General features: G+C 66.9%; 20 protein-coding genes and 4 tRNA genes. 18 read left to right on the top strand and 6 right to left on the bottom strand.

Annotation, left to right across the window (positions count from 1 at the left end; genetic code table 11):
• Positions 1 to 168 precede the first annotated feature (168 nt).
• Positions 169 to 1110: a LysR family transcriptional regulator gene (locus BMW54_RS08100; RefSeq protein ID WP_090054482.1), complete on the top strand. Its 942-nt coding sequence runs from the start codon at positions 169 to 171 to the stop codon at positions 1108 to 1110.
• A gap of 47 nt (positions 1111 to 1157) precedes the next feature.
• Here the strand turns inward: BMW54_RS08100 and hflD are convergent, their stop codons facing one another.
• The 3 genes from hflD to BMW54_RS08085 are packed head-to-tail and all read right to left on the bottom strand — an operon-like array spanning position 1158 to position 3400.
• On the bottom strand, positions 1158 to 1784 hold the full coding sequence (gene hflD / locus BMW54_RS08095; protein WP_090054480.1) for a high frequency lysogenization protein HflD: 627 nt from the start codon (positions 1782 to 1784) through the stop codon (positions 1158 to 1160).
• 33 nt (positions 1785 to 1817) lie between these two features.
• Positions 1818 to 2915 (bottom strand): tRNA 2-thiouridine(34) synthase MnmA, encoded by a 1098-nt coding sequence (gene mnmA / locus BMW54_RS08090; RefSeq protein ID WP_090054478.1) that lies wholly within the window; start codon positions 2913 to 2915, stop codon positions 1818 to 1820.
• Positions 2912 to 3400 carry an NUDIX hydrolase gene (locus tag BMW54_RS08085; protein WP_090054477.1) on the bottom strand — a complete coding sequence of 163 codons (489 nt, stop codon included), beginning with the start codon at positions 3398 to 3400 and terminating at the stop codon, positions 2912 to 2914. Before BMW54_RS08085 ends, mnmA begins: the two co-directional genes overlap by 4 nt.
• Before the next feature lie 122 nt (positions 3401 to 3522).
• On the opposite strand from BMW54_RS08085, the gene clpS reads away from it, so the two are divergent.
• The gene (gene clpS, locus BMW54_RS08080) at positions 3523 to 3855 is read left to right on the top strand and encodes an ATP-dependent Clp protease adapter ClpS (protein ID WP_090054475.1); all 333 of its coding nucleotides are present in this window, start codon (positions 3523 to 3525) and stop codon (positions 3853 to 3855) included.
• A 78-nt stretch (positions 3856 to 3933) separates the two neighbouring features.
• Positions 3934 to 6201, top strand: coding sequence for an ATP-dependent Clp protease ATP-binding subunit ClpA (clpA, locus tag BMW54_RS08075; RefSeq protein ID WP_090054473.1), 2268 nt, complete (start codon positions 3934 to 3936; stop codon positions 6199 to 6201).
• A gap of 180 nt (positions 6202 to 6381) precedes the next feature.
• Here the strand turns inward: clpA and infA are convergent, their stop codons facing one another.
• Entirely contained in the window at positions 6382 to 6600 is a 219-nt protein-coding gene (gene infA, locus BMW54_RS08070; RefSeq protein ID WP_019466733.1) for a translation initiation factor IF-1, read from the bottom strand.
• 102 nt (positions 6601 to 6702) lie between these two features.
• Positions 6703 to 6978, bottom strand: a complete 276-nt coding sequence (locus tag BMW54_RS08065; RefSeq protein ID WP_090054471.1) for a polyhydroxyalkanoic acid system family protein — start codon at positions 6976 to 6978, stop codon at positions 6703 to 6705.
• A 127-nt stretch (positions 6979 to 7105) separates the two neighbouring features.
• On the opposite strand from BMW54_RS08065, the gene BMW54_RS08060 reads away from it, so the two are divergent.
• Positions 7106 to 7876 carry an FHA domain-containing protein gene (locus BMW54_RS08060; RefSeq protein WP_090054469.1) on the top strand — a complete coding sequence of 257 codons (771 nt, stop codon included), beginning with the start codon at positions 7106 to 7108 and terminating at the stop codon, positions 7874 to 7876.
• A gap of 4 nt (positions 7877 to 7880) precedes the next feature.
• Here the strand turns inward: BMW54_RS08060 and BMW54_RS08055 are convergent, their stop codons facing one another.
• Positions 7881 to 14627 (bottom strand): Tc toxin subunit A-related protein, encoded by a 6747-nt coding sequence (locus BMW54_RS08055; protein WP_175472808.1) that lies wholly within the window; start codon positions 14625 to 14627, stop codon positions 7881 to 7883.
• Between the two features lie 29 nt (positions 14628 to 14656).
• Here BMW54_RS08055 and serC point away from each other — a divergent pair, with 29 nt between their 5' ends.
• The 14 genes from serC to BMW54_RS07985 all read left to right on the top strand — a co-directional run bounded on the left by serC (position 14657) and on the right by BMW54_RS07985 (position 25571).
• Positions 14657 to 15742, top strand: coding sequence for a 3-phosphoserine/phosphohydroxythreonine transaminase (serC, locus tag BMW54_RS08050; protein ID WP_090054465.1), 1086 nt, complete (start codon positions 14657 to 14659; stop codon positions 15740 to 15742).
• Between the two features lie 81 nt (positions 15743 to 15823).
• On the top strand, positions 15824 to 16924 hold the full coding sequence (pheA, locus tag BMW54_RS08045) for a prephenate dehydratase (RefSeq protein ID WP_090054463.1): 1101 nt from the start codon (positions 15824 to 15826) through the stop codon (positions 16922 to 16924).
• Positions 16921 to 18033: a histidinol-phosphate transaminase gene (gene hisC, locus BMW54_RS08040; protein WP_090054461.1), complete on the top strand. Its 1113-nt coding sequence runs from the start codon at positions 16921 to 16923 to the stop codon at positions 18031 to 18033. Before pheA ends, hisC begins: the two co-directional genes overlap by 4 nt.
• On the top strand, positions 18030 to 19340 hold the full coding sequence (gene aroA, locus BMW54_RS08035) for a 3-phosphoshikimate 1-carboxyvinyltransferase (protein WP_090054459.1): 1311 nt from the start codon (positions 18030 to 18032) through the stop codon (positions 19338 to 19340). Before hisC ends, aroA begins: the two co-directional genes overlap by 4 nt.
• 76 nt (positions 19341 to 19416) lie before the next feature.
• Positions 19417 to 20208: a 3-deoxy-manno-octulosonate cytidylyltransferase gene (kdsB, locus tag BMW54_RS08030; RefSeq protein ID WP_090054457.1), complete on the top strand. Its 792-nt coding sequence runs from the start codon at positions 19417 to 19419 to the stop codon at positions 20206 to 20208.
• Positions 20209 to 20420: 212 nt separating this feature from the next.
• The gene (gene uvrC / locus BMW54_RS08025) at positions 20421 to 22244 is read left to right on the top strand and encodes an excinuclease ABC subunit UvrC (RefSeq protein WP_090054455.1); all 1824 of its coding nucleotides are present in this window, start codon (positions 20421 to 20423) and stop codon (positions 22242 to 22244) included.
• A gap of 48 nt (positions 22245 to 22292) precedes the next feature.
• Positions 22293 to 22907: a CDP-diacylglycerol--glycerol-3-phosphate 3-phosphatidyltransferase gene (pgsA, locus tag BMW54_RS08020; RefSeq protein WP_090055814.1), complete on the top strand. Its 615-nt coding sequence runs from the start codon at positions 22293 to 22295 to the stop codon at positions 22905 to 22907.
• 38 nt (positions 22908 to 22945) lie between these two features.
• Positions 22946 to 23021: transfer RNA gene (locus tag BMW54_RS08015), tRNA-Gly, on the top strand.
• An 80-nt stretch (positions 23022 to 23101) separates the two neighbouring features.
• Positions 23102 to 23175: transfer RNA gene (locus BMW54_RS08010), tRNA-Cys, on the top strand.
• A 19-nt stretch (positions 23176 to 23194) separates the two neighbouring features.
• Positions 23195 to 23270: transfer RNA gene (locus BMW54_RS08005), tRNA-Gly, on the top strand.
• A 76-nt stretch (positions 23271 to 23346) separates the two neighbouring features.
• Positions 23347 to 23433 (top strand) — tRNA-Leu (locus BMW54_RS08000).
• A 274-nt stretch (positions 23434 to 23707) separates the two neighbouring features.
• Positions 23708 to 24163 (top strand): carboxymuconolactone decarboxylase family protein, encoded by a 456-nt coding sequence (locus BMW54_RS07995; protein WP_090054453.1) that lies wholly within the window; start codon positions 23708 to 23710, stop codon positions 24161 to 24163.
• Between the two features lie 54 nt (positions 24164 to 24217).
• A complete protein-coding gene (locus BMW54_RS07990) occupies positions 24218 to 24664 on the top strand; it encodes an Rrf2 family transcriptional regulator (RefSeq protein ID WP_090054451.1) in 447 nt (148 codons plus the stop codon).
• Positions 24657 to 25571 (top strand): NAD(P)/FAD-dependent oxidoreductase, encoded by a 915-nt coding sequence (locus BMW54_RS07985; RefSeq protein WP_090054449.1) that lies wholly within the window; start codon positions 24657 to 24659, stop codon positions 25569 to 25571. The genes BMW54_RS07990 and BMW54_RS07985 overlap by 8 nt, the downstream gene beginning before the upstream one ends.
• Positions 25572 to 25608: the final 37 nt, after the last annotated feature.

Genomic DNA, 25608 nt, shown 5'->3' with positions numbered 1-25608 from the left:
GGAGGCGGGCCGTCCAAAGGCGTCGATTATCGCGCAGTCCGGCGCCGCCGTGCGACCGTCGTGAGACGGGTCCCGGCTAGAATGCCGGTTCGACGGGCTGGCCGCGCTGGAATCGGGGCGGCAAAAGGATGAGGGCGGCGGTCCATGGGCGCAAACGTATTTGATGGCATGCAGCGTTCGATGATTTCGATGGCCCTGTCGTCGGTCTCGCTGCGCGACCTGGCGCTGGTGCAGGCGGTGGCGCGTGAAGGCAGCTTCAACAGCGCCGCGCGCGCCATGTACATCAGCCCGTCCGGGCTGTCCCACCAGGTGCAGAAGGTGGAGCAGGCCCTCGGAGTGCCCCTGTTCGAGCGCGGCGGCCGCCGCGTGGTGCCCACCGCCAGCGGTCAACGCCTGCTTGGCTATATAGAAGAGGTGCTGGCCTCGGCCGAGCACCTCGAGCACGCCGCCCGCGCCGGCGACGTCGCCTTCGGAGGCGAGCTGCGGCTCGGCGTGCCGTCCACGCTGGGCCCGTACCTCCTGCCGCATTTCATCGAACCGTTCCCGCAGCGGTTTCCCGGGGCCCGGCTGACCATTTCCGAAGGCAAGCCGCGCGGCCTGCTGCGCCGGCTGCAGGAGGGCGAGCTGGACGCGGTGCTGGCGCCGCCCACCGCGTCGGTGACGGGGCTGGACGAGACCGCGCTGTTCTTCGAGCCCTACGAGTTGCTGTTGCACCGGGGGCATCCCCTGGCACACCGGCCGTCGATGGCGCTGGCGGACCTGGACGCCGCCGACGCCACGCTGATGACCGAAAGCCACGGCAACGGCATGTCCGACCTGGGCATGACCGGCTCGGCGCGGCCCGAGCGCATCCAGGATCTCAGCCTGGAGAGCCTGGCCACGCTGGTGGCGCTGCGCGGCGGCTATACCCTCGTGCCGATCCTGGCGCACGACCGCCTCGGCTCCATCCCGAACGTGGTCCTCGCGGCGGTGGACGGCGCGCGGCCCGGGCGGCACATCGCGCTGTTCTGGCGCAGCGCCACGCCGTGGCGCGAGGACCTCGCGCGGTTCGGCGACCTGCTGCGCGCGCTGGCCGAGGCGATTCCGGGGCTGGACGCCGCGGCGGGTTGAATCGCCGATGCGATCGGCTCCCACCCTCCGGTAGACAGGCCGCGGCTTCAGCCGCCGTCGTCGAGGGTCGATCCCGTGAGGAGCCCCCGGGCCAGCATCGCGCACTGCCGGCGCGAGATCAGCAACTGCCACTGACGGCCGCCGATCTGGTGCCAGAGCACCGCGGAGCGCACGGAGGCGAGCAGCGCGGCGCGGACGCGATCGACGTTCGTCTTCTGCTGGAGATGGGCGGGCGTGCCGGTGACCATCACGCGCGGTTTCAGCGTCGAGAGCGTGGACGAATAGAGTTCCGCGAGCCGGGCCGACACGTTGGGGTGGCCAAGGCCGAAATGCTCGACCTGCCGCTGGGTGGCGACGATGCCCTCCCGCAGGCGATCGAGCAGGGCGCGGTTCCGCGAAAGCGAACGCTCCAGCCGCAGCACGGTGATCGCCATGCGCATCACCGCGACGTCGCGGGTCTGGTCCTCGAACTGGTCGACCAGCGTGCGCAGGCCGCGCCGCACGCCCGAGACCCCGCCGTACACCGCGGCGACCGAATCCGCGTCGATCCGGAACACGCTGGCGAGGCTCGCCTCGTACTGCGCTTCGTCGCAGCGGCCCTCGCTGGCGAGCTGCTGCGCCAGCGCGGCGCCCTGGAAGACGCCGGCGAGGGCGAGGACGCGTTCTTCATTCATGCGGAAAGCCTGGGAGGAAGGGGGTGGGGTGGTTCATGCGACGAGCCCGCCATAGGGCGCGTCGGTGGCGGCGATCACCGCGCCGCCGAGGCAGGCCTCGCCGTCGTAGAGCACCACGGACTGGCCAGGCGTCACGGCGCGCTGCGGTTCGTCGAAGACGACGTCCAGCGTGTCGCCGCGAACCTCGACCGTGCATGCCTGGTCGGCCTGGCGGTAGCGCGTCTTCGCCGTGCAGCGGAACGACAGCGCCGGGGGTTCCCCGGCGACCCAGGTGGCGTCGGTGGCGTGCAGGCGCGTCGATTGAAGCCAGCGGTTCTCGCCGCCCTGCGCCACGATCAGCGTGTTGCCGGCGACGTCCTTGCCGACGACGTACCACGGCTCGTTGGGCGCGTCGGCCCGGCCGCCGATGCCCAGCCCGTTGCGCTGGCCCAGCGTGTAATACATCACGCCCTGGTGTTCGCCGATGACGCGGCCATCGGGATCCACCATCGCGCCGGGCTTCGCGGGGAGGTACTGCGACAGGAAAGCGCGGAAATCTCGCTCGCCGATGAAGCAGATGCCGGTCGAATCCTTCTTCGCGTGGGTGGGCAGGGCGGCGTCGCGGGCCATCTCGCGCACGCGCGGTTTTTCGATCTCGCCGACCGGGAACAACGTCGCCGCGAGCTGCTTCTGTCCGAGCGCGTGGAGGAAGTAGCTCTGGTCCTTCGCCGCGTCGACCGCGCGCAGCAGGCGGTAACGACCGTCGCGGAAATCGACGCGCGCGTAGTGACCCGTCGCGATCTTCTCCGCGCCGAGCGCCTGCGCGTGGTCGAGGAACGTCTTGAACTTGATCTCGCGATTGCACAGCACGTCGGGATTCGGCGTGCGGCCGGCGGCGTACTCCGCAAGAAAATACGCGAACACGCCGTCCCAGTATTCCCCGGCGAAGTTCCGCGCATGGAAGGGGATGCCGAGCCGGCCGCAGACGGCGACGGCGTCCTTGCGATCCTCGTCGGTGGTGCAGGGACCCGAGCGGTCGTCTTCTTCCCAGTTCTGCATGAACATGCCTTCGACCTTGTGTCCCGCCTGCTGGAGTAGGAGGGCCGCGACCGAGGAGTCCACGCCACCGGAAACGCCGAGGATCACCTTCACGCGCCAGCCCCCGGGAGCAGGCTCGACACGACGTCGAGCGGCAGGCGGCGGCCGTCGAGCCAGGCGTCGATGGCCGACAGCACCAGCGGCGTGCGCAGGCGGTCGCCCAGCGCCTCGACCTCGTCGCGGCGCAGCCACAGGGCACGCTGGATGCCGGTGTCGAGCGGGCGGTCGACATCGTGCGACAGCACGTGGCCCGCGAAGGCGAAGCGCAGCACCTGTTCGCCGTGCTCGGGACTCATCCACTGCCAGACGCCGAGGAAGGCGTCGAGCGCGACATGGTGGCCGGTTTCCTCGAGCGTCTCGCGCACGGCGGCGGCCTGCAGCGTTTCGCCCGGATCGAGGTGGCCGGCCGGCTGGTTGTACGCGATACGCCCGCCGATGTCCTCCTCCACGATGAGGAAGCGATCGCCGCGTGCGATGACGCAGGCGACGGTGGCCCGGGGGCACCACACGGATTCGCTGGCGGAGGCAGGCTGGGACATCGGCTTTATGGCGTAGGTGGCTCTGGAAAAAGGCATATTGTGCCATCACCTGTGGAAATCGACCCGGAAGGACGGTCGGTTTCCGGTGTATAAACGAATCGCGTACCGAAGGTTCCGAATTAATGTCCCAAGAACACGAACACGATCAGGAAAGCGAGCGCGGACACGGCCTTGCCGTCGAGACGACCCGTCCCGAAACCGCACGGCCGCCGCTGTTCCAGGTCGTCCTGCTGAACGACGACTTCACGCCCATGGATTTCGTGATCGAGGTATTGCGCAGCTTCTTCGGCATGGACCAGGAACGGGCGGTCCAGGTGATGCTCCATGTCCACACCCGTGGCAAGGGCGTCTGCGGCGTATTCACCCGGGAGGTGGCAGAAACGAAGGTGACTCAGGTCAACGAGTACTCCCGGTCTCATCAGCACCCGCTTTTGTGCACTATGGAAAAGATGTAGCCGATACCCCATCTGGAGTTCATGCGGCATCGACAGGGGCTGGTCCCCGCCGCCCACAGCTATCGGAGACGGTCCGTTATGTTCAGCAAGGATCTCGAAGTCACCATTGGACACTGCTACAAGCAGGCCCGCGAGCAGCGCCACGAATTCATGACCGTGGAGCATCTGCTGCTCGCCCTCACGGAGAACACCTCCGCCCTGTCCGCCCTGCGGGCATGTGGCGTCGATCTGCCGCGCCTCGCGGCCGATCTGCAGCGGATCATCGCCGAAACCGTGCCGGTGCTGCCGGCCGGCGACGAGCGCGACACCCAGCCCACGCTGGGCTTCCAGCGCGTGCTCCAGCGCGCCGTGTACCACGTCCAGTCGTCGGGCCGTAAGGAAGTCACGGGCGCCAACGTCCTCGTGGCGATCTTCGGCGAGAAGGATTCCCACGCCGTGTATTTCCTGCACCAGCAGGAGATCACGCGCCTCGACGTCGTCAATTACATCTCGCATGGCATCGCCAAGATCGGCGACGAATCGGCAGCCGCGGCCCCGAATGCCGAGCGTGACGGCGAGGAAGGCGGCGAGGGCAAGGGCAACCCCCTGAGCGAATACGCCTCGAACCTGAACGAGCTCGCCATTCAGGGCAAGATCGATCCCCTCATCGGCCGCCAGGACGAGGTGGAGCGCACCATCCAGGTGCTCTGCCGCCGCCGCAAGAACAACCCGCTCTACGTGGGCGAGGCCGGCGTGGGCAAGACCGCCCTGGCCGAGGGCCTGGCCAAGCGCATCGTGGAAGGGCAGGTGCCGGAAGTGCTGGAAGACTGCACGATCTGGTCGCTCGATCTCGGCGCGCTGGTCGCTGGCACGAAGTATCGCGGCGACTTCGAGAAGCGTCTGAAGGCGGTCATCGGCCAGCTGAAGAAGCAGCCGAACGCCATCCTGTTCATCGACGAGATCCACACCATCATCGGTGCGGGTTCGGCGTCGGGCGGCACGATGGATGCCTCGAACCTGATCAAGCCCATGCTGGCCTCGGGCGAGCTGCGCTGCATCGGCTCGACGACGTTCCAGGAGTTCCGCGGCGTCTTCGAGAAGGACCGCGCCCTGGCCCGTCGCTTCCAGAAGATCGACGTGGTCGAGCCCACCGTGGCCGATTCGATCGAGATCCTGAAGGGTCTGAAGACGCGTTTCGAAGAGCATCACTCCGTGGAATACACGGGTGAGGCCCTGCGTGCCGCGGTCGACCTGTCGGTCAAGCACATCCCCGACCGCCTGCTCCCGGACAAGGCCATCGACGTGATCGACGAGGCCGGTGCCCGCCAACGCCTGCTGCCGGAAGACGAGCGTACCGGCAAGGTCGACGTGCCCGAGATCGAGTACATCGTCGCCAAGATGGCGCGCATTCCGGCCAAGCAGGTCTCGGCCTCGGATCGCGATGTCCTGCGCAACCTTGAGCGCAACCTCAAGATGGTCGTGTTCGGCCAGGACGGTGCGATCGAGGCGCTCGCGTCGTCGATCAAGATGGCCCGCTCGGGTCTCGGCGATCCGTCGAAGCCGATCGGCAGCTTCCTGCTCGCCGGCCCCACGGGCGTCGGCAAGACGGAGGTCACACGTCAGCTCGCGATGCAGCTGGGCATCGAGATGGTCCGCTTCGACATGTCCGAGTACATGGAGGCGCATTCGGTGTCGCGCCTGGTCGGTGCCCCTCCGGGGTACGTCGGTTTCGACCAGGGTGGCCTGCTGACCGAGCAGATCACCAAGCATCCGCATTGCGTGCTGCTGCTCGACGAGATCGAGAAGGCCCATCCGGACGTCTACAACATCCTGCTCCAGGTCATGGATCGGGGCGTGCTGACGGACACGAACGGCCGTGAGGCGAACTTCAAGAACGTGATCATCGTGATGACCACGAACGCGGGGGCGCAGCTGGCGTCGCGTCGCGGCATCGGCTTCGTCAAGCAGAACCACACGCTGGACGCGATGGAGACGATCCGCCGCCTGTTCACGCCGGAGTTCCGCAACCGTCTGGACGCCATCGTCCAGTTCAATGCCCTGGACTTCGACCACATCCTGCGCGTGGTCGACAAGTTCCTGATCGAGCTGGAAGCCCAGCTGGCCGAGAAGAAGGTGGCGGTGGATGTGACGCCGGAGGCCCGCCGCTGGCTGGCCGAGCACGGCTTCGACCCGCAGATGGGTGCCCGCCCGATGGCTCGCGTGATCCAGGACAAGGTGAAGCGCGCGCTGGCCGACGAGCTGCTCTTCGGCAAGCTGGCCGAAGGCGGCAAGGTGACCCTGTCGGTCGATGGCGACGAGCTGCACGTCGAGACGGAGTCGGCGGAGCCGGCGACGGCGGAGGCGTAAGGTTGTAGGAGCGGACCTGGCCGCGACGGCTTCTCGCCGAACCCCGGAGCTGGCGCGCCAGATTCCGGACTGGCGCGAAAAGCGGTCGCGGCCAGGTCCGCTCCTACAACAGCAACGAAAAAAGCCGCGGCAATGCCGCGGCTTTTTTCGTGTTCCGGCGAAGCCGGCGCGAAGCGCGCCTTACTTCATGCGATAGGTGATGCGACCCTTCGTGAGGTCGTAAGGGGTCATTTCGACCTTCACCTTGTCGCCCGTGAGGATGCGGATGTAATGCTTGCGCATGCGACCGGAGATATGGGCGGTGATGACGTGCCCGTTCTCGAGCTGCACGCGGAACATGGTGTTGGGCAGGGTCTCCTGGACCGTGCCTTCCATTTCGATGACGTCGTCTTTTGCCATGTGTTCCGGGTCGGATGAACGGCCGGAGTGGCCGCATAAGTCCCCTATTATGGCACAGGGGCTGGGATCAGGCCACCCGGCGAGGCCGGGCGGGGCGGTGGCTCAGGCGAACTTCTCGTCGAGCTTCTGGCGGATCTCGTTCTCGATCATGCCCTTCATCGGCGTCAGCAGCATGCCCAGCTCGGCGGTGACGTGGACGTCGGCCGCGGAGACGGCGATCGCGCCTTTCACGCCCGAACGCGCGAAGACGTAGGTGTCGCCCTGCCAGCCGCCTTCGGTACCGAGCTTCTCGTTCATGCGGCTCGCCACGGCGTCGACGACGGCACGGGCCTCGGCGACCGTCTTGCCATGCGGGCGGCGGATATCGATCTTCGCCATCGTGGACTCCTCGCGGCTGGAAAAGGCGGGAGTCTAGCAGCGGCGGACGTGCATGATGCGTACACCTTTGCGTTCAAACAGATACCGCACTCTGCTAAAGTCGTGTCGTCAACGTCCCGGTTCCTCCATGCGCATCGAATTCGTCAGCTCGGCTCGCGGTGATTTCCACTGGTCACGACCCGTGCTCACGATCGGCCGCGGGGACGACAACGACCTCGTGGTGTCCGAGCCCCAGGTCGCCGCGCGCCACGTCACCATCCAGCGGGACCGTCGCGGCCTCGTGCTTTCCGTGTCGCCGGATGCCGGCCGCGTGTACGTCAATGCGCGCCCCGTGCGCGAGCGCGCGCTGCTCCGGCCGGGCGACAGCCTCTCGCTCGGCGACTGCCGCATGCTCCTGCGCGACGATGCCGACCTCGACGCACGCGAAACGCTCGCGCCCACCGAGTCGCGCTGCACGGTGGCGTTGCGCCCCGTCGCGGGTCCGCTCTCGGGCCGCGTGGTCGCGGTGGGCGATCGTCTCGAACTGGGCTCGACGCACGGCGCGCTGCCGCTCGAGCTGCCGGGCAACGATCCCGCGCTGCTTACCCTGTCCTGGGACGGCGACGAACTCGTGCTCGACGCGTCGCGCGTTCCGGCCCGCCATGCCGTGCGCGTCAATGGCGTCAAGATCGTGCGCACGTCCGTGCAGCCCGGCGACCAGATCGGCATCGCCGCGCACCGGTTCATCGTCGATGGGCCCGGCTGGACGGCGGAACCCGTCCCGGTCGTCGCGGAGCCTGAAGCGGACACGGCGACCGCCCCGGTCGAGCCGTCACGAGGCGGCGAGGTCTGGTGGCTCATTCTCACCGCGGCGCTGCTGGCGCTCGGCATCGCCGCCGTGTTGTTCGTGCACTTCTGAGCCATCACGGGCCCGCCCCCTGACGCGCGGTGTAACGGATGTGCAGGATGATGTCGGTGATGCTGTCGAGCAGCGTTGTCTGCGGCCGCTGTGCGGTGTCCGGAAAGCTCAGCGCGAATGTCCCTTTACCGTTGACAGGGATGCCTTCGAACGGCAGGTAGCGTCCGTCGTTGAAGTCGAGGACGAATTGCCCGCTGTCGGCCAGGCCGCGCGACACGGCCACCGCGGAACAGCCTGCCGGCAGCGTCGACGCATATTCTCCGGTGTAGCTCAATACCGCGCGCACGTCCTCGTACGGCCCCAGCAGGGCCGGCAGCGTCACCGCGATCGATTTGATGCGTCGTTCGCTACCGACGCCCATGTTGTCCGGGTAGTCGTCGACCAGCTTCATGCCAGGCAGGGGCGCCTCGATGCGGAGTATCTCGTCTTCGTAGGAGAGCTCGAGGTTCTCTCCGCCCGACGAGCCGTTCATTTTCGCGAGGGCAATCAGTTCGGAAAGCCGTGCATCGGGCGCAAGCGCCTGCAACGACACGGTGCGTTCGATTTCCATGCACCTCGCGTCGTGTTCCAGCCACGCCTGTTCGAGGCGTTGCAGGCTGAGCAGGAGGTGTTCCCCGGCAAGCAGGCCCTGATAGCGGTCGTCCCAGGCGCCGGGCTTGATGACGGTGTCCGTGTCGCCCGTCTCGAAGGCGTAGGCCTGCTGAGCCTGCGCGCAGAGGCCGAGGCAGGCGTCGTAGAGCTGGTAGTACAGCGTGCTCAGACGGCTCGCCTGCCAGTCGTAGAGCGCGCGAGCGCTGAAACGACTCCCGAGGAGATCCAGCACGGCCTGCGCATGGCCCTGTTCCCTGTCCATCAACGACAGCTGCGCCCGCGCGGCGGCGAGACTGGCGCGTTGGGCGAGCTCCTGCTTTTCGAGCGAGGCATGCGTTGCTTCCGCTTCGGCGACCTCGCGTTGCCAGTCGATGGCGCGTCGCCGGTACGTCGCCGCCATCTCCATGTTCGTCGCCGAACTCTCGAGCGCCTGTCCCGCCATGGCCAGCGCGTTGGCGACGCCCATCGGGATGCCCGACCAGCGCGAGCCGCCCACGCCAGACGCGACGCCGGCTATGAACATGTTGGGGGCCGTGTCGAGCGCGCCGGCGAGCACCATGCCTGCACCCGATGCGACGGCGGACGCACCGCCGGCCGTTCGCAGCGCCATGCCCGTGATCTCTTCCGGAAGCATGTAGGTGGCGATCTGGCGAGTGAAGTGAGCGGCGCGCTCCTGGGCTGCGCGCTTGCTGACGGTCAGTGACTCCAGCGAGCGCTCGATCGACTCTATGTTGCGCTCGTGGATCGCGCGGGTGAGCTCGAAGAGGGAAGTGTGGTGGGCCTGTTGCAGCACGGTGAGCGCGTCGCCGTCGCGACGTTCCAGCGCGCCCTGCAATCCGCTGCCGAACGGCATGAGGTTCTGCACGGCGACCCGTGCGCGATCGAGAAGGACCGGAAAACGATGCGACGGTGTCGTCTGCGTGCCGGCACCCGGGAGCGGACTACCACTGTCGGCGGCGACGCGCCGCATCTGCAGTTCGCGTGGGTCGACAGGCGTTTCGTAAAGCGGCAACAGCATCGGCAGGCCGTCGATGGAAAGCCCGTGCCGCAGGTTGTAGAGCCGCTGCTCGACGACGTCCCACCAGTGCAGCGTGGCGCTGTCCACGGGGGCGAGGAACAGGCCGTCGGCGAGCCGGACATGGTCCATCCGGGGCGCCTCGTCGCGCGCCACCGGATCCGGCAGCAGGCGGTCCAGGTCGTCGAGCGACGTGTTGATGGCCTGCTCGGCCACGGCGACGGTGGGATCGGGCCATCGGTTGGCGGGGAGGGTGTGCGTAAGAGGCCGCGGCCCGAGCATCTGCGCGGCCTGCACGTACCACCGTCGCGCTTCGACCAGACTGTCGCGCGTCTGCTCGCGGAAGGCCACGTCGCCGCGTTCGACCAGCAGGCGGATCCAGCGGAGGAAAATCGCAAGCCGGTAATTCAGTGGTTCGGCGCGGGCGACGACATCGGGGTCGTCGGTGTCGGGAGGTGCCGTGTCACCTTCGGTATCGTCCTGCAGCGGGCGATAGCCCCAGTACAGTGGGTTGCCGGCGGTGTCTTTTCGCAGATGGCCGGCGCTGTCGTGAAAGCCGTCGGGCCGGAAGAGGTAACGCAGCCAGACTTCGGCCTCGTCGAAGCGCCGCTCGTCGAGAAAGCGCGATGCGATGAGAAACGGCGCGTGCAGGAAGATCTCCGAAAGGTAGAGCCCGACTGCTCCGACCAGCCTCATCTTGGTGCCGTGCTCCTTGGGCTCGTAATCGATCGTCTGCGTTTCGTAGTCCAGGAGTCGGCTCACGCCGTCATTGAGGCGCTTCAATAGCCGAGGTGCCGCAAAGGTGGCGAGGGCACTGGACCGGGTTCCGATATCTATATTGGCCCACCCGCCTTCGAGCGCGCCCATGAGATAGCCCATATGCTTTAAGAAAACCTCCACCGCCACCGGGCCGGATGTATAGCCCGTCTGGTCGACTTCATATGAGCGCCACCAGTTTGGCATGGTCGGTGCTTCCTTTTCGTAACGCTGGCCCTTCTTTAGGTCGAGGAACTCCGTATGGAGGTTCCCGCCGTCGTACAACCGCACGGCATCCAGATCCCTCGTGGCGTCTACGCCTACGTAGTAGAGGTTGCCGTCAATGGCGGACCCAACGAAATGCATGCCGGGGTCCACACCGGGGTCCGTCAACTTTTCCCCCCATCCTGGGCGAGTCGTATATCGGAGCGCCCGAGTGGAATAGCCAGGTCCGCCCTTGGGATACCAGAAGCTGGACTCGTCCGTGCTTGCCACGAGTCGCGCATTGATGTGAAAGTCGCGAAGGGTAAGTTCGTCACGTTCAAAGTCGGACACTCTTACGAAGAGATGCTCTTCGTCGTGAAATTCGTAGGTGGTGACCCAGAAATGCTCGAGCGACTGCACCTTGAGCAGCTTTGCTTTCTCTAGCGGCGACTCTTCAAGCGGGTAGGCGTTGATGGCCCATGTGTCATCGTCATTGCGGGATGCAAGCATGAAATAGGCGGCCTGAGCCGTTTCGCCTTTCTCTTCATCGGCGTGCGGACTACTGGAGGGGGGCGCGGGCGGCGGTACGTGCGCTTCGGCCTGGACGGGGCCGGAAGTGCTCGCGGATGTCCAGATCGCGCCCTCGAGGACGGCGTGCAGCCGCGTTTCCCTCCATTCGATCCACGCGACACGCAGTTTCCCCGCGAAGTAAACGATCGAAGGCCGTCTCATCATGGGTCTGATGGGTGCGTCGATGGGCGTCCATCCCGACCAGTGGCTCTGCTCTTCGGTGACGGGCGAAGAAGCCTGTCGCCAGTAGTAGCGGGGCGTCGCGCCGTTGTCCCGGGCCAGAAACCATGCCTGGCGATCTAGTTCGCCGGCCAGGTACCCGTCCAGCCAGGTCAGGTCGAGCATGCGGCATGTGTCGGCCACGAAGGTCCGGAACGCGGCGTCCGCCGTCGCGCCGGTCAGGCGCCCCTGGGAAAGCGCCTCTTCGAAGGCCTTGAATTGCGCCGTCTTCTGGTACCGCAACGACGGCTCGATATAGCTGGCCGGATAACGTATCAGACGCTGCAGACCCGCCCACGTCGCATAGCGTCGATGGTAGGCATCCCAGCGGGCGAAGAAGCCATTGGCCTTCGAATGGTTCGCCAGCGCGTTGGCGTTCACGTCGGGTTCGAGACCATCGCGACAGCGGTGGATGTACAGCTGCACGCTGGCGATCGCTTCGGCGATGCGGGACGTCGTCAGCACCGCGCTGATCTTCGTGTCGATCAGCAGGTACTCGTAGAGATCGTCGGCGGTAACGATCTTCTTCGCGATGTCCGCGGGCAGGCCGCCCGCGTCGCCGAGGTGTTGAATGGTGTAGGCGACGCATGCCGTGCGGAGGGCTTCGGCGATGGCGCCGTCCAGTGTGTCGTTGCGCCCGCCGCGGCCCGTCTTCGCATGCGCGGCCGCGGAGACGAACGCGGCCGCGCGCGCGCGGCAGGCGGTGGTCTCCTTGGCCGTCACGTCGTCGCTGCGCGACAAGGTGGTCAGGTCGTGCAGGTCCCGTGGCGACAAGCCGTGATCGAGGGCCGTGGTCATCCAGCGCCACAACTGGTGTACGTCGGGGAACGTACGCGGAGGCGCCGTCGTGAGGCCGAGCAGCGCCGCCATCTCGTCCATCATGGTCTCGTTCCATCCATGAAGCGCGGCGAGCCCGCCTTCCTGTAGGTCCGGCTTCATGGCGGCCCGGTGCAGCCAGTCCAGCGCGTCCGGCGTGGAATCGCCAAGCGAGTCGCGCCACGCGGCGTATTCGCCGAGCCAGTAGATGCCATCGAGGTCCAGCACCGGCGGGGCACCGCCAGTGAGCGGTGAAACGTCTTCCTCGGGCGCCACGATCAGCGCGATGTCGCGCTCGGTCAGTCCCGCGAACTGGCAGGCGAGCGAGAACCGGGCGAGCACCTGGCAGTAGGCGAACATCGCAATCGGAACAGGCTTGCTCTTGTCCCGGTGGACGTCGTTCCAGAATTTCACCATGGAATAGGTCGTCAGGGGCTCTCCCAGGCGGGGCAGCACGCGGTCGATCCAGCGCAGCATGGCAGCCGACACCGTCGCCGTGAGGCCGAACGCGGTAGCGACGTGTCGCGATAACTGGCCGCGAATCGCCTCATCCGCAGGGATGGCGAGGCCGCGCAGGGACGACGGCGCCACGGTGCTCTCCTGCACGCTCGCGACGAACGTGTCGATCAGTGGCGTGGTCGTATCCCGGTACGACGTCGACAGCATGGTCGTCAGCACCTCGGGGGCGAGTGCGCGTTCCTGCGCCCAGCGCGACAGGGAAAGCGTCGCATCGAGCACGATGGCAGCGGCGAGCGAGACGGCGGCGAAGTGGTCGGCATTGACGTCCATCGACAAGATGCCGGGGATGTCATGCTTCGGCGACATGACAGACCACAGCCGGAACAGGTCGTCGAGCGTGAACGTCGAGACACGGGCGATCTCGCAGAGGCGGAACGCGGCCGATACCAGAGCGTCGCTCAAAGGGGCCTTGGTCGCGTCCATGCCTTCGTTGTAGGCACAGTAGACGTTCACGAGGCGCACGAGCATCGAGTCGTCGATGCCGAGCCCGGCGCACAGGTTCGCGCGTACGGCGCGCGAGCGCTCGTCGACGTCGCCCAGTGCGCTCGCGAAATCGATTTCCGACCTTACCCCGACGTGTGCTGCCACGTTGCGACCGAAGCGCTGCTCGATCTGCGAGGCGTGTCCGCGCCGCGCGATGTTCGGGACCGCGCTGACAATGCCGGCGTAGGCCCAGGGATCGAGCGCATACTCGTCGCGCAACACCTTCATATGTGCCAGGTGCTTGAGACCCTGTGCGAGGGTGGGCTCGCCGCGGTCGGCGGTAGCGATGTAGTCGAGGACCTCGAACGTGCCACCTGCCGCCGCATGCAGGCGGATCATGCGCTGCATGCGCTCGAACCGCGCGGAGGTGGTGTTTATCAATCGGGCGGCCGCGTCATCCTTGCCGAATTCGATCGCGACCGAAGGTACCTCGTCGGGGCTGTCGCAATTGAGGAAGCGTGAGCCGTGGTAACGTGGGGCGGAAGTGATGTCGTCGGGCTTTCCATCCGTCTGGCGCCAGAAGTACAGACCTTCCGTCCCGATGAGGTCGTTCAGTTCCGCCAGTGAGAGGCCGGTGATCTGGAGCAGTTCGGCAAGGGAGAGGTCGGCCGGGTCTTTGCCTGCCCACCAGGCCGGGCCGTCCGACGCGGCGTCCGGCGCGATCATCCTCGCGTAGGTGAGGGGGCACAGGCCGAGGAGCGACCTTGCCCACTCGGCGGGGAACCGCGTGTCGAAGTCGAGTTGTGCAGCCGAATCGGTTTCGAACCTCAGCTTCCAGTCCGCGACCGTCGTCTTCAGGCGCCTCACGAAGTCCCACGACGGTCTCGCCAGTACCGGCATGCTCTTGTCGAGCGTGCTGGCGTCATGGTCGTACGGCAGCGGGAACGGGAAGGGCGCGGTCAACAGGGAGCTCGTGCCTTTCGTTCTTTCGAGCAGGATCTCGTTGACGAGATCCAATGTGCGGACCTCGGTGTCGAGATTCTCCTGCGTCAGCGCGAGCTTCGGAATGTCCGGCCGTCGCCTGGCGAGGTTCAGGGCGTGAAAGTCGCCATGCAGGAGGTGGGCGACGTGGTAAAGCTGGACGAGGTAGCTTCCCGGCGAGAACAGGGACGCGATCGAGGCGTCGTCGGCATAGACACCGTTGCGCGCGAACCAGTGGTCGTAATCGGTGCCTTCGCTAAGCCCCAGTGGCGCGGTCCTCTCGGGGCCGTTGCCGGCGCCGAGCTTCGCGATCCCGCGGACGGCCGGTTCCTCGCGACGGAGCAGGGCGTTGTGCACGCGCGCCACGTAGGCGGCGCGTCGTTCGGCGGCGTCGTAGATCGCGTCCGCCTCGTCGTGCTGCATAGTCGCGACGAAGGTCTCCCGCGGTTGCCGCACGATGTCGAACACGGACGTATACCCCCGGGATTCGACCGCCGCGATGAGATCGGCGCGGGCCGCGTAGGGCGACTGGGACGGGTCTTGAGTATTCATGCGCGCCACTCCATGGCTCGGCGGGGAAACAGGGGGCCGTCCTCGCGTGGCCCCATCGACGTCATCGTTTTCCGCCAGGGCGCGCGGCACGTCAAGTACGCGCATAATGGGCATCTTTCGACGTGGAGGCGGGCGTGGACAGAGCGTGGAATTTCAGCGCGGGACCGGCGGCGTTGCCGGAAGCGGTGTTGCGCCAGGCACAGGCCGACCTGCTCGACTGGAATGGATCGGGCGCTTCGGTCATGGAACTCTCGCATCGCGGAAAGCGGTTCATGGAGCTCGCCGCGGCGACTGAGGAGCGCCTGCGCCGGCTGATGGGCATCCCCGCGAACTATCGCGTGCTGTTCCTGCAGGGCGGCGCGACGCAGCACTTCGCGCAGATCCCGATGAACCTCGCGCCGCGTGACGGCAGCGCCGACTACATCGTCACCGGTGTGTTCAGCCGGAAGGCGGTGAGCGAGGCGGCACACCATGTGAACGCGAACGTGGCGGCGACCTCGGAGGCCGACGATTTCCGCAGCCTGCCGCCGCGCGACACGTGGAGGCTCGATCCGTCCGCGTCGTACGTGCACTACACGCCCAACGAGACGATCCGCGGTCTGGAATTCCACGACGTTCCCGACGTGGGCGACGTGCCGCTCGTCGCCGACATGTCGTCGAACATCCTCGGCGCGCCGCTGGACGTCTCGCGCTTCGGTCTCATCTACGCGGGCGCGCAGAAGAACATCGGGCCGTCGGGGCTGGTGGTGATGATCGTGCGCGACGACCTCCTCGAGCGAGCGCCGCAGCCGATCGCGAAGATCCTGCGCTACGCGGAGCAGGCGAAGAACGATTCCATGCTCAACACGCCGAACACATGGGGCTGGTATCTGGCGGGGCTCACGTTCGAATGGATCGAAGGGCAGGGCGGGCTCGCGGTGATGGGCGAACGCAATGCGCGGAAGTCGGCGACGGTGTATGCCGCGATCGACGGCTCGGACGGTTTCTATCGAAACGATGTGCAGCGGAGCGCGCGTTCGCGCATGAACGTCTCGTTCGTGCTGCACGACACGGCGCTCGATGCGGTGTTCCTCCAGGAATCGGAAGCCGCCGGCTTCATCGGTCTGAAGGGCCACAAGGCCATCGGTGGCATGCGCGCGTCGCTCTATAACGCGGTGTCGGAACCCGCCGTGGACGAACTCGTGAAATTCATGCGGGACTTTGCGGCGCGGCACGGTTAAAGTCGGAGGTCGCCGCACCGCAACATGATGGTGGCGGCGGTAACCGTTTCATCTGCAACCACTTTTCAGCCGTTGGAAGCCATGAGCAAGACCCCCGCCGATAAGCAAGCCACGCTGGCCGAGGCGCGCACGCGCATCGACAGCATCGATCAGCAACTGCAATCGCTCATCAGCGAGCGCGCCCGGTGGGCGCAGCAGGTCGGCCGGGCGAAAGGCCCGTTGAAGGCGGCGGTGGAGTATTACCGACCGGAACGGGAAGCCCAGGTGCTTCGCGGCGTCATCGATCGTAACGATGGTCCGCTGCCCGATGGCGAGCTCGTCCGGCTGTTCCGCGAGATCATGTCCTCGTGCCTGTCGCAGCAGCAGCCGCTGAAGATCGGCTTCCTCGGTCCCGAAGGCACCTTCAGCGAGCAGGCCGTGCGCAAGCATTTCGGCCATGCCGCCTACGGCCTGCCCCTGGGAAGCATCGAGGAGGTGTTCCAGGAAGTGGCCGCCGGCAATGCCGATTTCGGCGTGGTGCCCGTGGAGAACTCCGGGCAGGGCATGATCCAGATGACGCTGGACATGTTCCTCGTGTCGAAGGCGACGATCTGCGGCGAAGTCGAGCTGCGCGTGCACCAGAACCTGCTCTCGCTCAGCGGCGAGCTGAAGGACGTCAAGCGGGTGTACTCGCATCCGCAGTCGCTGCAGCAATGCCAGGGCTGGCTGCGCGTCAACCTGCCGCATGCCGAGCGCATCGCGGTGTCGAGCAACGCCGAAGCCGCGCGCACCGCGCGCCTGTCGCCCGAGTCGGCGGCGATCGCCGGCGAGACCGCCGGTCGCGTGTACGGCCTGAAGACCGTCGCCGGTCCGATCGAGGACCGTTCCGACAACACCACGCGCTTCCTCGTCATCGGGCGCTCGATCTTCCCGCCGTCGGGCAACGATCGCACCTCGCTGCTGGTGTCGGTCCGCGACAAGCCCGGCGCGCTGTACGACGTGCTGAGTCCGCTCGCGAAGGAAGGCATCAGCATGAACCGCATCGAATCCCGTCCGGCCCACACGGGCAAGTGGCAGTACGCGTTCTTCATCGACGTGTCGGGCCACGTGGACGATCCCGCCCTGCAGAACGCCCTCGAGGCCATGAAACCCGCCGCCGCCGACGTGCGCGTGCTCGGTTCCTACCCCGTCGCCCTGCCATGACCGCCAGCTTCGACGCGGCCGCGCTCGCCAACCGGGCGACGTCGGCCCTGCGCGCCTACGATCCCGGTCACGATCTTCCCGCCCTGCGCCTGCGCTTCGGCGCGGTGCTTTCCGAACTCGGTTCCAACGAGAATCCGCTCGGGCCCAGCAAGCTCGCGATGCGCGCGGCGACGCGCGTGCTCGAGGACATCTGGCGCTATCCCGATCCGCTCGGCGCGTCGCTCAAGGCGAAGCTGTCGTCGGAACTGGGTCTGCCCGTGTCGGGCATCACGCTCGGCAACGGCTCGCATGAACTGCTGATGCTGCTGGCGCAGTGTTTCGCCGACGCCGCTCATCCGGTGGTGCATTCGCAGTATGGATTCGCCGTTTTCCCGATCGCCGCGGCGGCCGCCGGCGCGCCAGCGGTCGCGGTTCCCGCCTTGCCCGCGGATCATCCGGAGGCACCGTACGGCCACGACCTCGATGCCATCGCGGCGGCGGTCACGGCCGATACGCGCATCGTCTATCTCGCCAATCCGAACAACCCGACCGGCACCTGGTTCACGGACGCCGCGCTCGAGGCCTTCCTCACGAAAGTGTCCAGCGACACCCTCGTGGTCGTCGACGAGGCGTACCACGAGTACGTGGATGCCGAGGGGCTGAGCACGGGCCTGCACCTGCTCGCGCGCTTCCCGAACCTGATCGTCACGCGGACGTTTTCCAAGGCGTACGCGCTGGCAGGCCTGCGTATCGGATACATGCTCAGCCATCCGTCCGTCGCCGCCGTATGCGAGCGGCTCCGCGAGTCGTTCAACGTCAACGGCGTCGCGCTGGCCGCCGCGGAAGCCGCGCTCTCGGATCACGAACACCGCGCCCGCGTGCGCGAAACGAACCGGCGCGACCGCGATTGGCTCGCCGGTGAACTGACGGCGCGCGGCCTGCGCGTGCTGCCGTCGCAGACCAACTTCCTCCTCGTCGACCTCGGCCGCGATGCCGCGGACACCGAGGCACATCTGTTCGAGCGCGGCGTCATCGTCCGGCCCATGATCGGATACCGCCTGCCGCATACGGTGCGCGTGAGCGTCGGCAGCCGTGCCGAACTCGAACGCCTGCTGGAGAACCTGCCATGACGCGCCTCGACTGGATCAGCGAACCCACCGGGACCGAGCTGCTGGGGGAGGTCGTCGTGCCGGGTGACAAGTCGGTGTCGCACCGCGCGTTGATGTTCGGCGCGATCGCCGAGGGCGTATCACATATCCGCGGTTTCCTCGAAGGCGAGGACACACGCGCCACGGCGGCGATCCTCGGCAGGCTCGGGGTGCGTTTCGAAACGCCGGCGCCGGGTGAGCGCATCGTCCATGGCGTGGGCCTGCACGGCCTTCGCGGCACGTCCGAGCCGCTCGACTGCGGCAACGCCGGCACGGGCATGCGTCTGCTCGCGGGCCTGCTCGCGGGACAGGCGTTCGATTCGGTGCTCGTGGGCGACGAGTCGCTGTCGCGCCGGCCGATGCGCCGCGTGACGGATCCGCTGACGACGATGGGCGCGTCGATCGACACCCACGACGGGCGTCCGCCGCTGCGGATCCACGGTGGTGCGCCGTTGCGCGGCGTCACCTATCGTTCGCCGGTGGCCAGTGCGCAGGTGAAGTCGGCCCTCTTGCTTGCCGGCCTCTACGCCGACGGTGCGACGGAGGTGATCGAGCCGCACCCGACGCGCGATTACACCGAGAGCATGCTGAAGGCGTTCGGCTGGCCGATCGACTACGCCCCCGGCCACGCGCGTCTGGAAGGCGGCCATACGTTGCGCGCGGTGGACGTCGAAGTGCCCGCGGACATTTCCTCGGCCGCGTTCTTCATCGTGGCCGCGTGCATCGTGCCGGGCTCGTTGCTGCGCCTGAAGGGGGTGGGACTCAATCCGCGCCGCACCGGTCTCCTGGCGGCGCTCGAACTCATGGGTGCGAACATCACGGTGGAAAACGAACGCACGAGCGGCGGCGAAGCCATCGGCGACCTCGTGGTCCGGCACGCCCGCCTGCGCGGCGTGGCCCTGCCGCTGGACATCGTCCCGGACATGATCGACGAGTTTCCTGCACTGTTCGTCGCGGCGGCCATCGCGGACGGCATGACCACGATCCGTGGCGCGGCCGAACTCCGCGTGAAGGAGTCCGATCGCATCGCCGCGATGGCCAACGGGCTGAAGGCGTGCGGCGTGCTGATCGACGAGTTGCCGGACGGCGCGATCATCCGCGGCGGCAGGATCGGGGGTGGTTTCGTCGACAGCCATGGCGATCACCGCATCGCGATGAGTTTCGCCGTCGCCGGTCTCGTCGCCTCGGCGCCGATCACGATCGGCGATTGCGCCAACGTCGCCACGTCGTTCCCCGGCTTCATGGAACTGGCCAACCTGACGGGCTTCGATCTGCATCCGGCGCCGTGACGGCCCCTCCGCGCCGGACGTTCCACGCCGCGCGCGGAGGCGTTACGCTTTCCATTTCCCGCAGCCGGATGCCGCCATGGCCGAGAAGATCCCTCCGTTCGTCGTCGTGGTGCCCGCCCGCTACGGGTCCACGCGCCTGCCCGGCAAGCCGCTGCTGAAGATCGCGGGAGAATCGATGATCCGCCGTGTCGCCCGCCGCGCGACGCAGGCGGGCGCGGCGCAGGTGGTGGTGGCCACCGACGACGATCGCGTCGCCCACGAGCTGCGCGGCTGCGGTGACGACATCCTCGTCTGCATGACGCGCCCCGACCATGCGTCGGGCAGCGACCGCATCGCGGAAACCGCCTCCAGCTTCGGTTGGCCGGAGGACACGGTGATCGTGAACCTGCAGGGCGACGAGCCCTTCGCGCCGGCGTCGGGCATCCGAGCCGTGGTGGCGACCCTTGCCGGCGACGACGCCCCGATGGCGACCCTGGCGACGCCCATCGAGGACATCGACGAGCTGTTCGATCCGAACGTGGTGAAGGTCGTGCGCGGCGCGAACGGACGGGCGCTGTATTTCACCCGCGCGCCGGCGCCCTGGGCCCGCGACGCCCTGGCCCACGACCGCTCCGTCCTTCCGGGCGGCGTGCCGTTTCTCCGTCACATCGGCATCTACGCCTACCGGGCCGGCTTCCTCCGCCGGCTGGCCGCGCTCCCGCGCACGCCGCTGGAGCAGGCCGAATCGCTGGAACAGCTTCGGGCTCTCGAGCATGGCTACGCCATTTCCGTCCGTCCGACACCGGAGCCGTTCCCGCCGGGGATCGACACGGCCGAGGACCTGACCCGCGCCGAGCGCTGGCTGGCGGGGCAGGGGCGCGGCCTGTAGGCGATTTCCGGCCTCCGGCGAGGGCTTCGCGGGCGCCTTCTCGCGGCCCGCGCCGGGCGCGCCGCCATGGGCCCGGACGTAATCTGTCCCCCGTCGCCACACGCACCCCTGACAGGACGGCGGCGCATCCATGGACGGCGACGCCGGCACGACTCATCCACGTGCCGGCGTCTTTTCGCGTCGGGCATGCGCCGACGCGGTAAAATGGCGGCATGGAGCACACCGAGTCGCACCCGTTCGACGGCAAGGCCTTCGTCCGACACCTCACCACCTCGCCCGGCGTCTATCGCTACTTCGATGCGGACGACGAGTTGCTGTACGTCGGCAAGGCGGCGAACCTCAAGAAGCGCGTCGGCAACTACTTCCTGAAGCCGCCGATGGACCCGCGCATCGCGTCGATGGTGTCGCAGATCGCGCGCGCCGAAGTCACGCTCACGCGCACCGCGGGCGAGGCGCTGCTGCTCGAGTCCCAGCTGATCAAATCGCTGAAGCCGCGTTACAACATCGTGCTTCGCGACGACAAGAGCTACCCGTACATCTTCCTCTCCGGTGGCGAGGATTATCCGCGCCTCGCGTTCCATCGCGGGGCGAAGAGCGCGCCGGGGCGCTATTTCGGGCCGTACCCGAGCACCTTCGCCGTGCGCGAGAGCCTCGGCCTCATGCAGAAGCTGTTCAAGGTCAGGCAATGCGAGGACAGCTATTTCAAGAACCGCTCGCGCCCTTGCCTGCAGCACCAGATCGGTCGCTGCAGCGCGCCCTGCGTGCGGTTGATCGAGGTCGACGACTACCGCAACGACGTGCGCCACGCCGAGATGTTCCTCGAAGGGCGTAGCAGCGCCGTGATCGACGAGCTGGCCGTGTCGATGGAGCAGGCCTCGCGCGACCTCAAGTTCGAGCGCGCGGCGGCCCTGCGCGACCAGGTCGCGGCGTTGCGCAAGATCCAGGCGCAGCATTTCGTGCAGGGCGCGAGTGCCGACATGGATGTGATCGCGTGCTGCATGGAAGGTGGCATGGCATGCGTGAGCGTGCTGTTCTTCCGCAACGGCGTCAGCCTCGGCTCGCGCGACTTCTTCCCGCGGCTGCCCACGGATGCCTCGGTCTCGGACGTCCTTTCGCAGTTCATCGCGCAGTACTACCTCGAGCGGCAGGTGCCGCGCGAGCTGGTTCTCAGCGACGCCGTCGAGGACATGGACGTGCTCGCGCAGGTGCTGTCGGAACACGCGGGGTACGTCGTATCGCTGAAACCCAGCGTGCGCGGCGAGCGGGCGCGTTTCCTCGAGATGGCCCAGCGCAACGCCAGCGCCGCGCTCACGTCGCGGCTCGCCAGCCGGCACACGCTGCTCGTCCGCTTCGACGACCTGCAGAAGGTGCTGGAGCTCGACGCGGCGCCCCGGCGGATCGAGTGCTTCGACATCAGCCATACGCGGGGCGAGCTGACCGTCGCATCCTGCGTAGTCTTCGGTCCCGAAGGCCCGGAGAAGTCGCATTACCGGCGCTTCAACATCACGGGGATCACGCCCGGCGACGATTACGCCGCCATGCATCAGGCGCTCACCCGCCGCTTCAAGAAGGTGGTGGAGGGCGGCGCCAAGCCCGACATCCTCCTGATCGACGGCGGCACGGGGCAGGTGGCCCAGGCCGTCGACGTCCTGCGCGAGCTGGGTGTCGACGGTATCCGCGTGGTCGGTGTCGCGAAAGGTCCGGGTCGACGCGCCGGCGAGGAAACCCTCGTGCTCGCCGACAGCGGGAAGACGCTGCATCCCGGTACGTCGTCGCCCGCGCTCCACCTCGTGGCGGCGGTGCGCGACGAGGCCCACCGCTTCGCGATCAGCGGTCACCGCCGCCGACGCGAGGCGGCTCGCGAGCGGAGCACGCTGGAGGACGTGGCGGGCGTGGGCGCGCGTCGCCGCGCGGCGTTGCTCAAGGCCTTCGGCGGCCTCGCGGGTGTCGAGGCCGCGGGCGTGGAAGAACTGATGAGCGTCAAAGGCATTGATCGCGGTCTCGCCGAACGCATCTATGCCATGCTGCACCCCTGATCGAACGGAGGCGTGGCCATCCACCCGCCTCCCGCCACGGCCGAACTCATGCGAATCAACCTACCCACCTGGCTGACCCTGTTCCGAGTGCTCCTGCTGCCGGTGATGGTCGTCGTCTTCTACCTGCCGTTTCGCGGAGCGAACCTGACGGCTGCGATCGTCTTCGTTCTCGCGGGCGTCACGGACTGGCTCGACGGTTACCTCGCCCGGCGAATGAACCTGACCTCGGCGTTCGGCGCCTTCCTGGATCCGGTCGCCGACAAGCTCATGGTCGCGGTCACGCTCTTCCTCCTCGTGCAGTCGCATCCGGGCGGGTGGCAGGGCGTGCTGATGGCCGTGACGGCCTCCGTCATCGTCGGACGCGAGATCAGCGTGTCGGCGCTGCGCGAGTGGATGGCGCAGATCGGTGCCCGTTCGAAGGTGAAGGTCGCCTTCCTCGGCAAGCTCAAGACGGCGATGCAGATGGTGGCGCTGGTGGTGCTCCTGCTGCAGAAGGACGCGGAGACGCTGCGGCTGTACCACATCGGCGAGGCGCTGCTGGTGATCGCGGGCGTGCTCACCATCTGGTCCGGCCTGGACTATCTGCGTGCCGCCTGGCCGAGCCTGCGCGGGGATTCGGGCGACGTGAAACAAACCGAAAAAAAACCGGTGCAAAGTGGTTGACACATTCCCGATCTGATCTAAAATAGCTGGACAACGACGCGGGAATAGCTCAGTTGGTAGAGCACGACCTTGCCAAGGTCGGGGTCGCGAGTTCGAGTCTCGTTTCCCGCTCCAAGTATTTCCACAAAGCCTCGGGGAACCGAGGTTTTGTTTTTTAAGCGCCACGCGGATATTCTTCGCGCTGCGCAAGCGATGGCCGGGTGGCAGAGTGGTCATGCAGCGGACTGCAAATCCGCGTACGCCGGTTCGATTCCGACCTCGGCCTCCATCGCCGCGACACAATTTAAGCGGGAATAGCTCAGTTGGTAGAGCACGACCTTGCCAAGGTCGGGGTCGCGAGTTCGAGTCTCGTTTCCCGCTCCATGTACTCACAAAACCCCGGCCATGCCGGGGTTTTGTCTTTTCGGGGCCGCACGGATATCCTCCGTGACTCGCATCTGCCCGGATGGCGAAACCGGTAGACGCAAGGGACTTAAAATCCCTCATCCGCAAGGGTATGTGGGTTCGAGTCCCACTCCGGGCACCAACGCGCCGTCCGTACGTAGCTGTCCCGATGACGCAGACCAGCCAGCACGATGCTGGCTTTTTTTGTGCCCCGAATTCCATGGCCGCGGATCGAAGAGCGTTCGTATTCGAGTGCGCGGCGTCTCTCGCCCCCGGGGTCGTCGATACATCTGCGACGTTGGGGTGGAGACAGGCTCATCCCCGTCAGTGTCACAACGGCGGGTCGTGAATCGTCTGGGTAGTGATCGGCCGGCATGTCGCTCGGTCGCACACCTGTATCGATGAGGATCCTGACGATGAATCGCGCCAACTGGTTTACCGTTTCCCCCGAAGGCGCCAAGGCGCTCGGCGGCTTGCATCACTTCGTCACCACGGGCACCGCGCTGCCGGCGAAGCTGGTCCACCTCGTTTTCCTGCGCGTGTCGCAGATGAACGGGTGTGCGCATTGCATCGACATCCATTCGCGGGATCTCATCAAAGCGGGCATGTCGATCGACACGCTCGTGCTGGTACCGGTCTGGCACGAGGCCGCCTACCTGTTCACGGACCAGGAGCGTGCGGCGCTGGCGTGGGCCGAGGAGGTGACGCGCGTGGGTGAAACGCAGGCTTCCGACGAGGCGTACGCCGCCGCCGCTGGCGTCTTCTCCGAGAAGGACCTGGTCGACCTGACCCTCACCATCGCGGCGATGAACGCGATCAACCGGATGGGCGTCAGCTTTCGCCTGAAGCCGCGGGCCAGGCCCGATCAATGAGCTGTCCGGCGCGCCCGGTGGCGCCGTCGCATAAAATGTAATATCGTTAGTTACATGAACCGCGACAGCCGACTTTCTTCCGTCCTGCACGTCATGCTCCACATGGCGCACAGCGATCAGCCGCTCACGTCCGGCCAGCTGGCCTCGTATCTTTCCACCAACCCCGTGCTCGTCCGGCGCGTGCTGGCGAATCTTCGCGAGCTCGGCTACGTGTCGGCGAGCAAGGGACATGGCGGTGGTTGGGTCATCTCGTGCGATCTGAATGAAGTCACGCTGCACGACATCTACACAGCGGTGGGGGCACCCACCGTCTTCGCGATGGGCAACCGCGTGGAGCATCCGGAGTGCCTGGTGGAGCAGGCCGTGAACAACGCACTGAACGAGGCGTTTCTCGAAGCCGAGGCCTTGCTCGTGGCACGTCTTTCGACGATCTCGCTCGCCGACCTGTCCACGGATTTCAACCGTCGTCACATCGTGCACAAGGGACACGCACATGTCTGAGGATACAGCGGCGTCCGCGTTCGACGTCATCGTGGTGGGCGGCAGCTATGCGGGAATGTCGGCGGCGTTACAACTGGCCCGGGCGCGGCGTCGCGTACTGGTCGTGGATGCGGGACGGCGCCGCAATCGCTTTGCCGATACGTCCCACGGCTTTCTCGGCCAGGACGGTGTCGCACCGGACGTCATCGCGTCCGTCGGCAAAGCCCAACTGCTCTCCTATCCATCGGTAACCTGGGTCGAGGGCACCGCGCGACATGCGTCGCGCGTCGATGACGGGTTCGAGGTCCATCTCGAAGCAGGTGACCGTCACATCGGCAAGCGGTTGATCCTCGCCGTGGGTGTCACGGACGAGCTGCCCCCCATCGAGGGTCTGCCCGAACGCTGGGGTCGACATGTCTTTCATTGCCCGTATTGTCATGGTTATGAGTTGGATGGGGGGCGCATCGGCGTGCTTGGCGTGAGCGCAATGTCGATGCATCACGCGTTGATGCTTCCGGACTGGGGCGCGACGACGCTCTTTCTGAACGCTGCGTTCGAGCCGACGGCCGAAGATCTGCGGGCACTGAACGATCGTGGCGTCGTGCTGGAGCGTTCGCGTGTCGTAAGGCTGTCGGGCGACGCGACGGTCGAACTGGCGGACGGACGACATCTCGCGATGGATGGCCTGTTTACGTTGTCCCGCACGGACATCGCATCGCCTGTCGCGGCGCAACTCGGCTGCGCGTTCGAAGAGGGACCCATGGGGCCCTTCATTCGCAATGATGGCGTGAAACAGACCTCGGTGGAGGGCGTCTTCGCCTGCGGGGACGCGGCGCGGATGGCAGGCAGCGTCGCCTTCGCTGTCGGTGACGGTGCGCTTGCGGGCGTTTCCGCGCATCGCAGTCTGATGTTCGGCCTGCAGGGCTGAGGTCCGCACCACCCACCCGGAGCCGGGCGAAGGACCC

The organism is Luteibacter sp. 329MFSha, from assembly GCF_900111665.1.
Classification (GTDB): domain Bacteria; phylum Pseudomonadota; class Gammaproteobacteria; order Xanthomonadales; family Rhodanobacteraceae; genus Luteibacter.
Note: the sequence above shows the minus strand (reverse complement) of the source record. Positions and strands in the feature narration are given on the sequence as shown.

Excerpts from the sequence above, each read along its gene's own strand:
- BMW54_RS08100 (WP_090054482.1), top strand. The coding sequence starts at position 169 with ATGCAGCGTTCGATGATTTCGATGGCCCTGTCGTCGGTCTCGCTGCGC.
- hflD (WP_090054480.1), bottom strand. The coding sequence starts at position 1,784 with ATGAATGAAGAACGCGTCCTCGCCCTCGCCGGCGTCTTCCAGGGCGCC.
- BMW54_RS08085 (WP_090054477.1), bottom strand. The coding sequence starts at position 3,400 with ATGTCCCAGCCTGCCTCCGCCAGCGAATCCGTGTGGTGCCCCCGGGCC.
- clpS (WP_090054475.1), top strand. The coding sequence starts at position 3,523 with ATGTCCCAAGAACACGAACACGATCAGGAAAGCGAGCGCGGACACGGC.
- clpA (WP_090054473.1), top strand. The coding sequence starts at position 3,934 with ATGTTCAGCAAGGATCTCGAAGTCACCATTGGACACTGCTACAAGCAG.
- infA (WP_019466733.1), bottom strand. The coding sequence starts at position 6,600 with ATGGCAAAAGACGACGTCATCGAAATGGAAGGCACGGTCCAGGAGACC.
- BMW54_RS08065 (WP_090054471.1), bottom strand. The coding sequence starts at position 6,978 with ATGGCGAAGATCGATATCCGCCGCCCGCATGGCAAGACGGTCGCCGAG.
- BMW54_RS08060 (WP_090054469.1), top strand. The coding sequence starts at position 7,106 with ATGCGCATCGAATTCGTCAGCTCGGCTCGCGGTGATTTCCACTGGTCA.
- BMW54_RS08055 (WP_175472808.1), bottom strand. The coding sequence starts at position 14,627 with ATGCGCGTACTTGACGTGCCGCGCGCCCTGGCGGAAAACGATGACGTC.
- pheA (WP_090054463.1), top strand. The coding sequence starts at position 15,824 with ATGAGCAAGACCCCCGCCGATAAGCAAGCCACGCTGGCCGAGGCGCGC.
- hisC (WP_090054461.1), top strand. The coding sequence starts at position 16,921 with ATGACCGCCAGCTTCGACGCGGCCGCGCTCGCCAACCGGGCGACGTCG.
- aroA (WP_090054459.1), top strand. The coding sequence starts at position 18,030 with ATGACGCGCCTCGACTGGATCAGCGAACCCACCGGGACCGAGCTGCTG.
- kdsB (WP_090054457.1), top strand. The coding sequence starts at position 19,417 with ATGGCCGAGAAGATCCCTCCGTTCGTCGTCGTGGTGCCCGCCCGCTAC.
- uvrC (WP_090054455.1), top strand. The coding sequence starts at position 20,421 with ATGGAGCACACCGAGTCGCACCCGTTCGACGGCAAGGCCTTCGTCCGA.
- pgsA (WP_090055814.1), top strand. The coding sequence starts at position 22,293 with ATGCGAATCAACCTACCCACCTGGCTGACCCTGTTCCGAGTGCTCCTG.
- BMW54_RS07995 (WP_090054453.1), top strand. The coding sequence starts at position 23,708 with ATGAATCGCGCCAACTGGTTTACCGTTTCCCCCGAAGGCGCCAAGGCG.
- BMW54_RS07990 (WP_090054451.1), top strand. The coding sequence starts at position 24,218 with ATGAACCGCGACAGCCGACTTTCTTCCGTCCTGCACGTCATGCTCCAC.
- BMW54_RS07985 (WP_090054449.1), top strand. The coding sequence starts at position 24,657 with ATGTCTGAGGATACAGCGGCGTCCGCGTTCGACGTCATCGTGGTGGGC.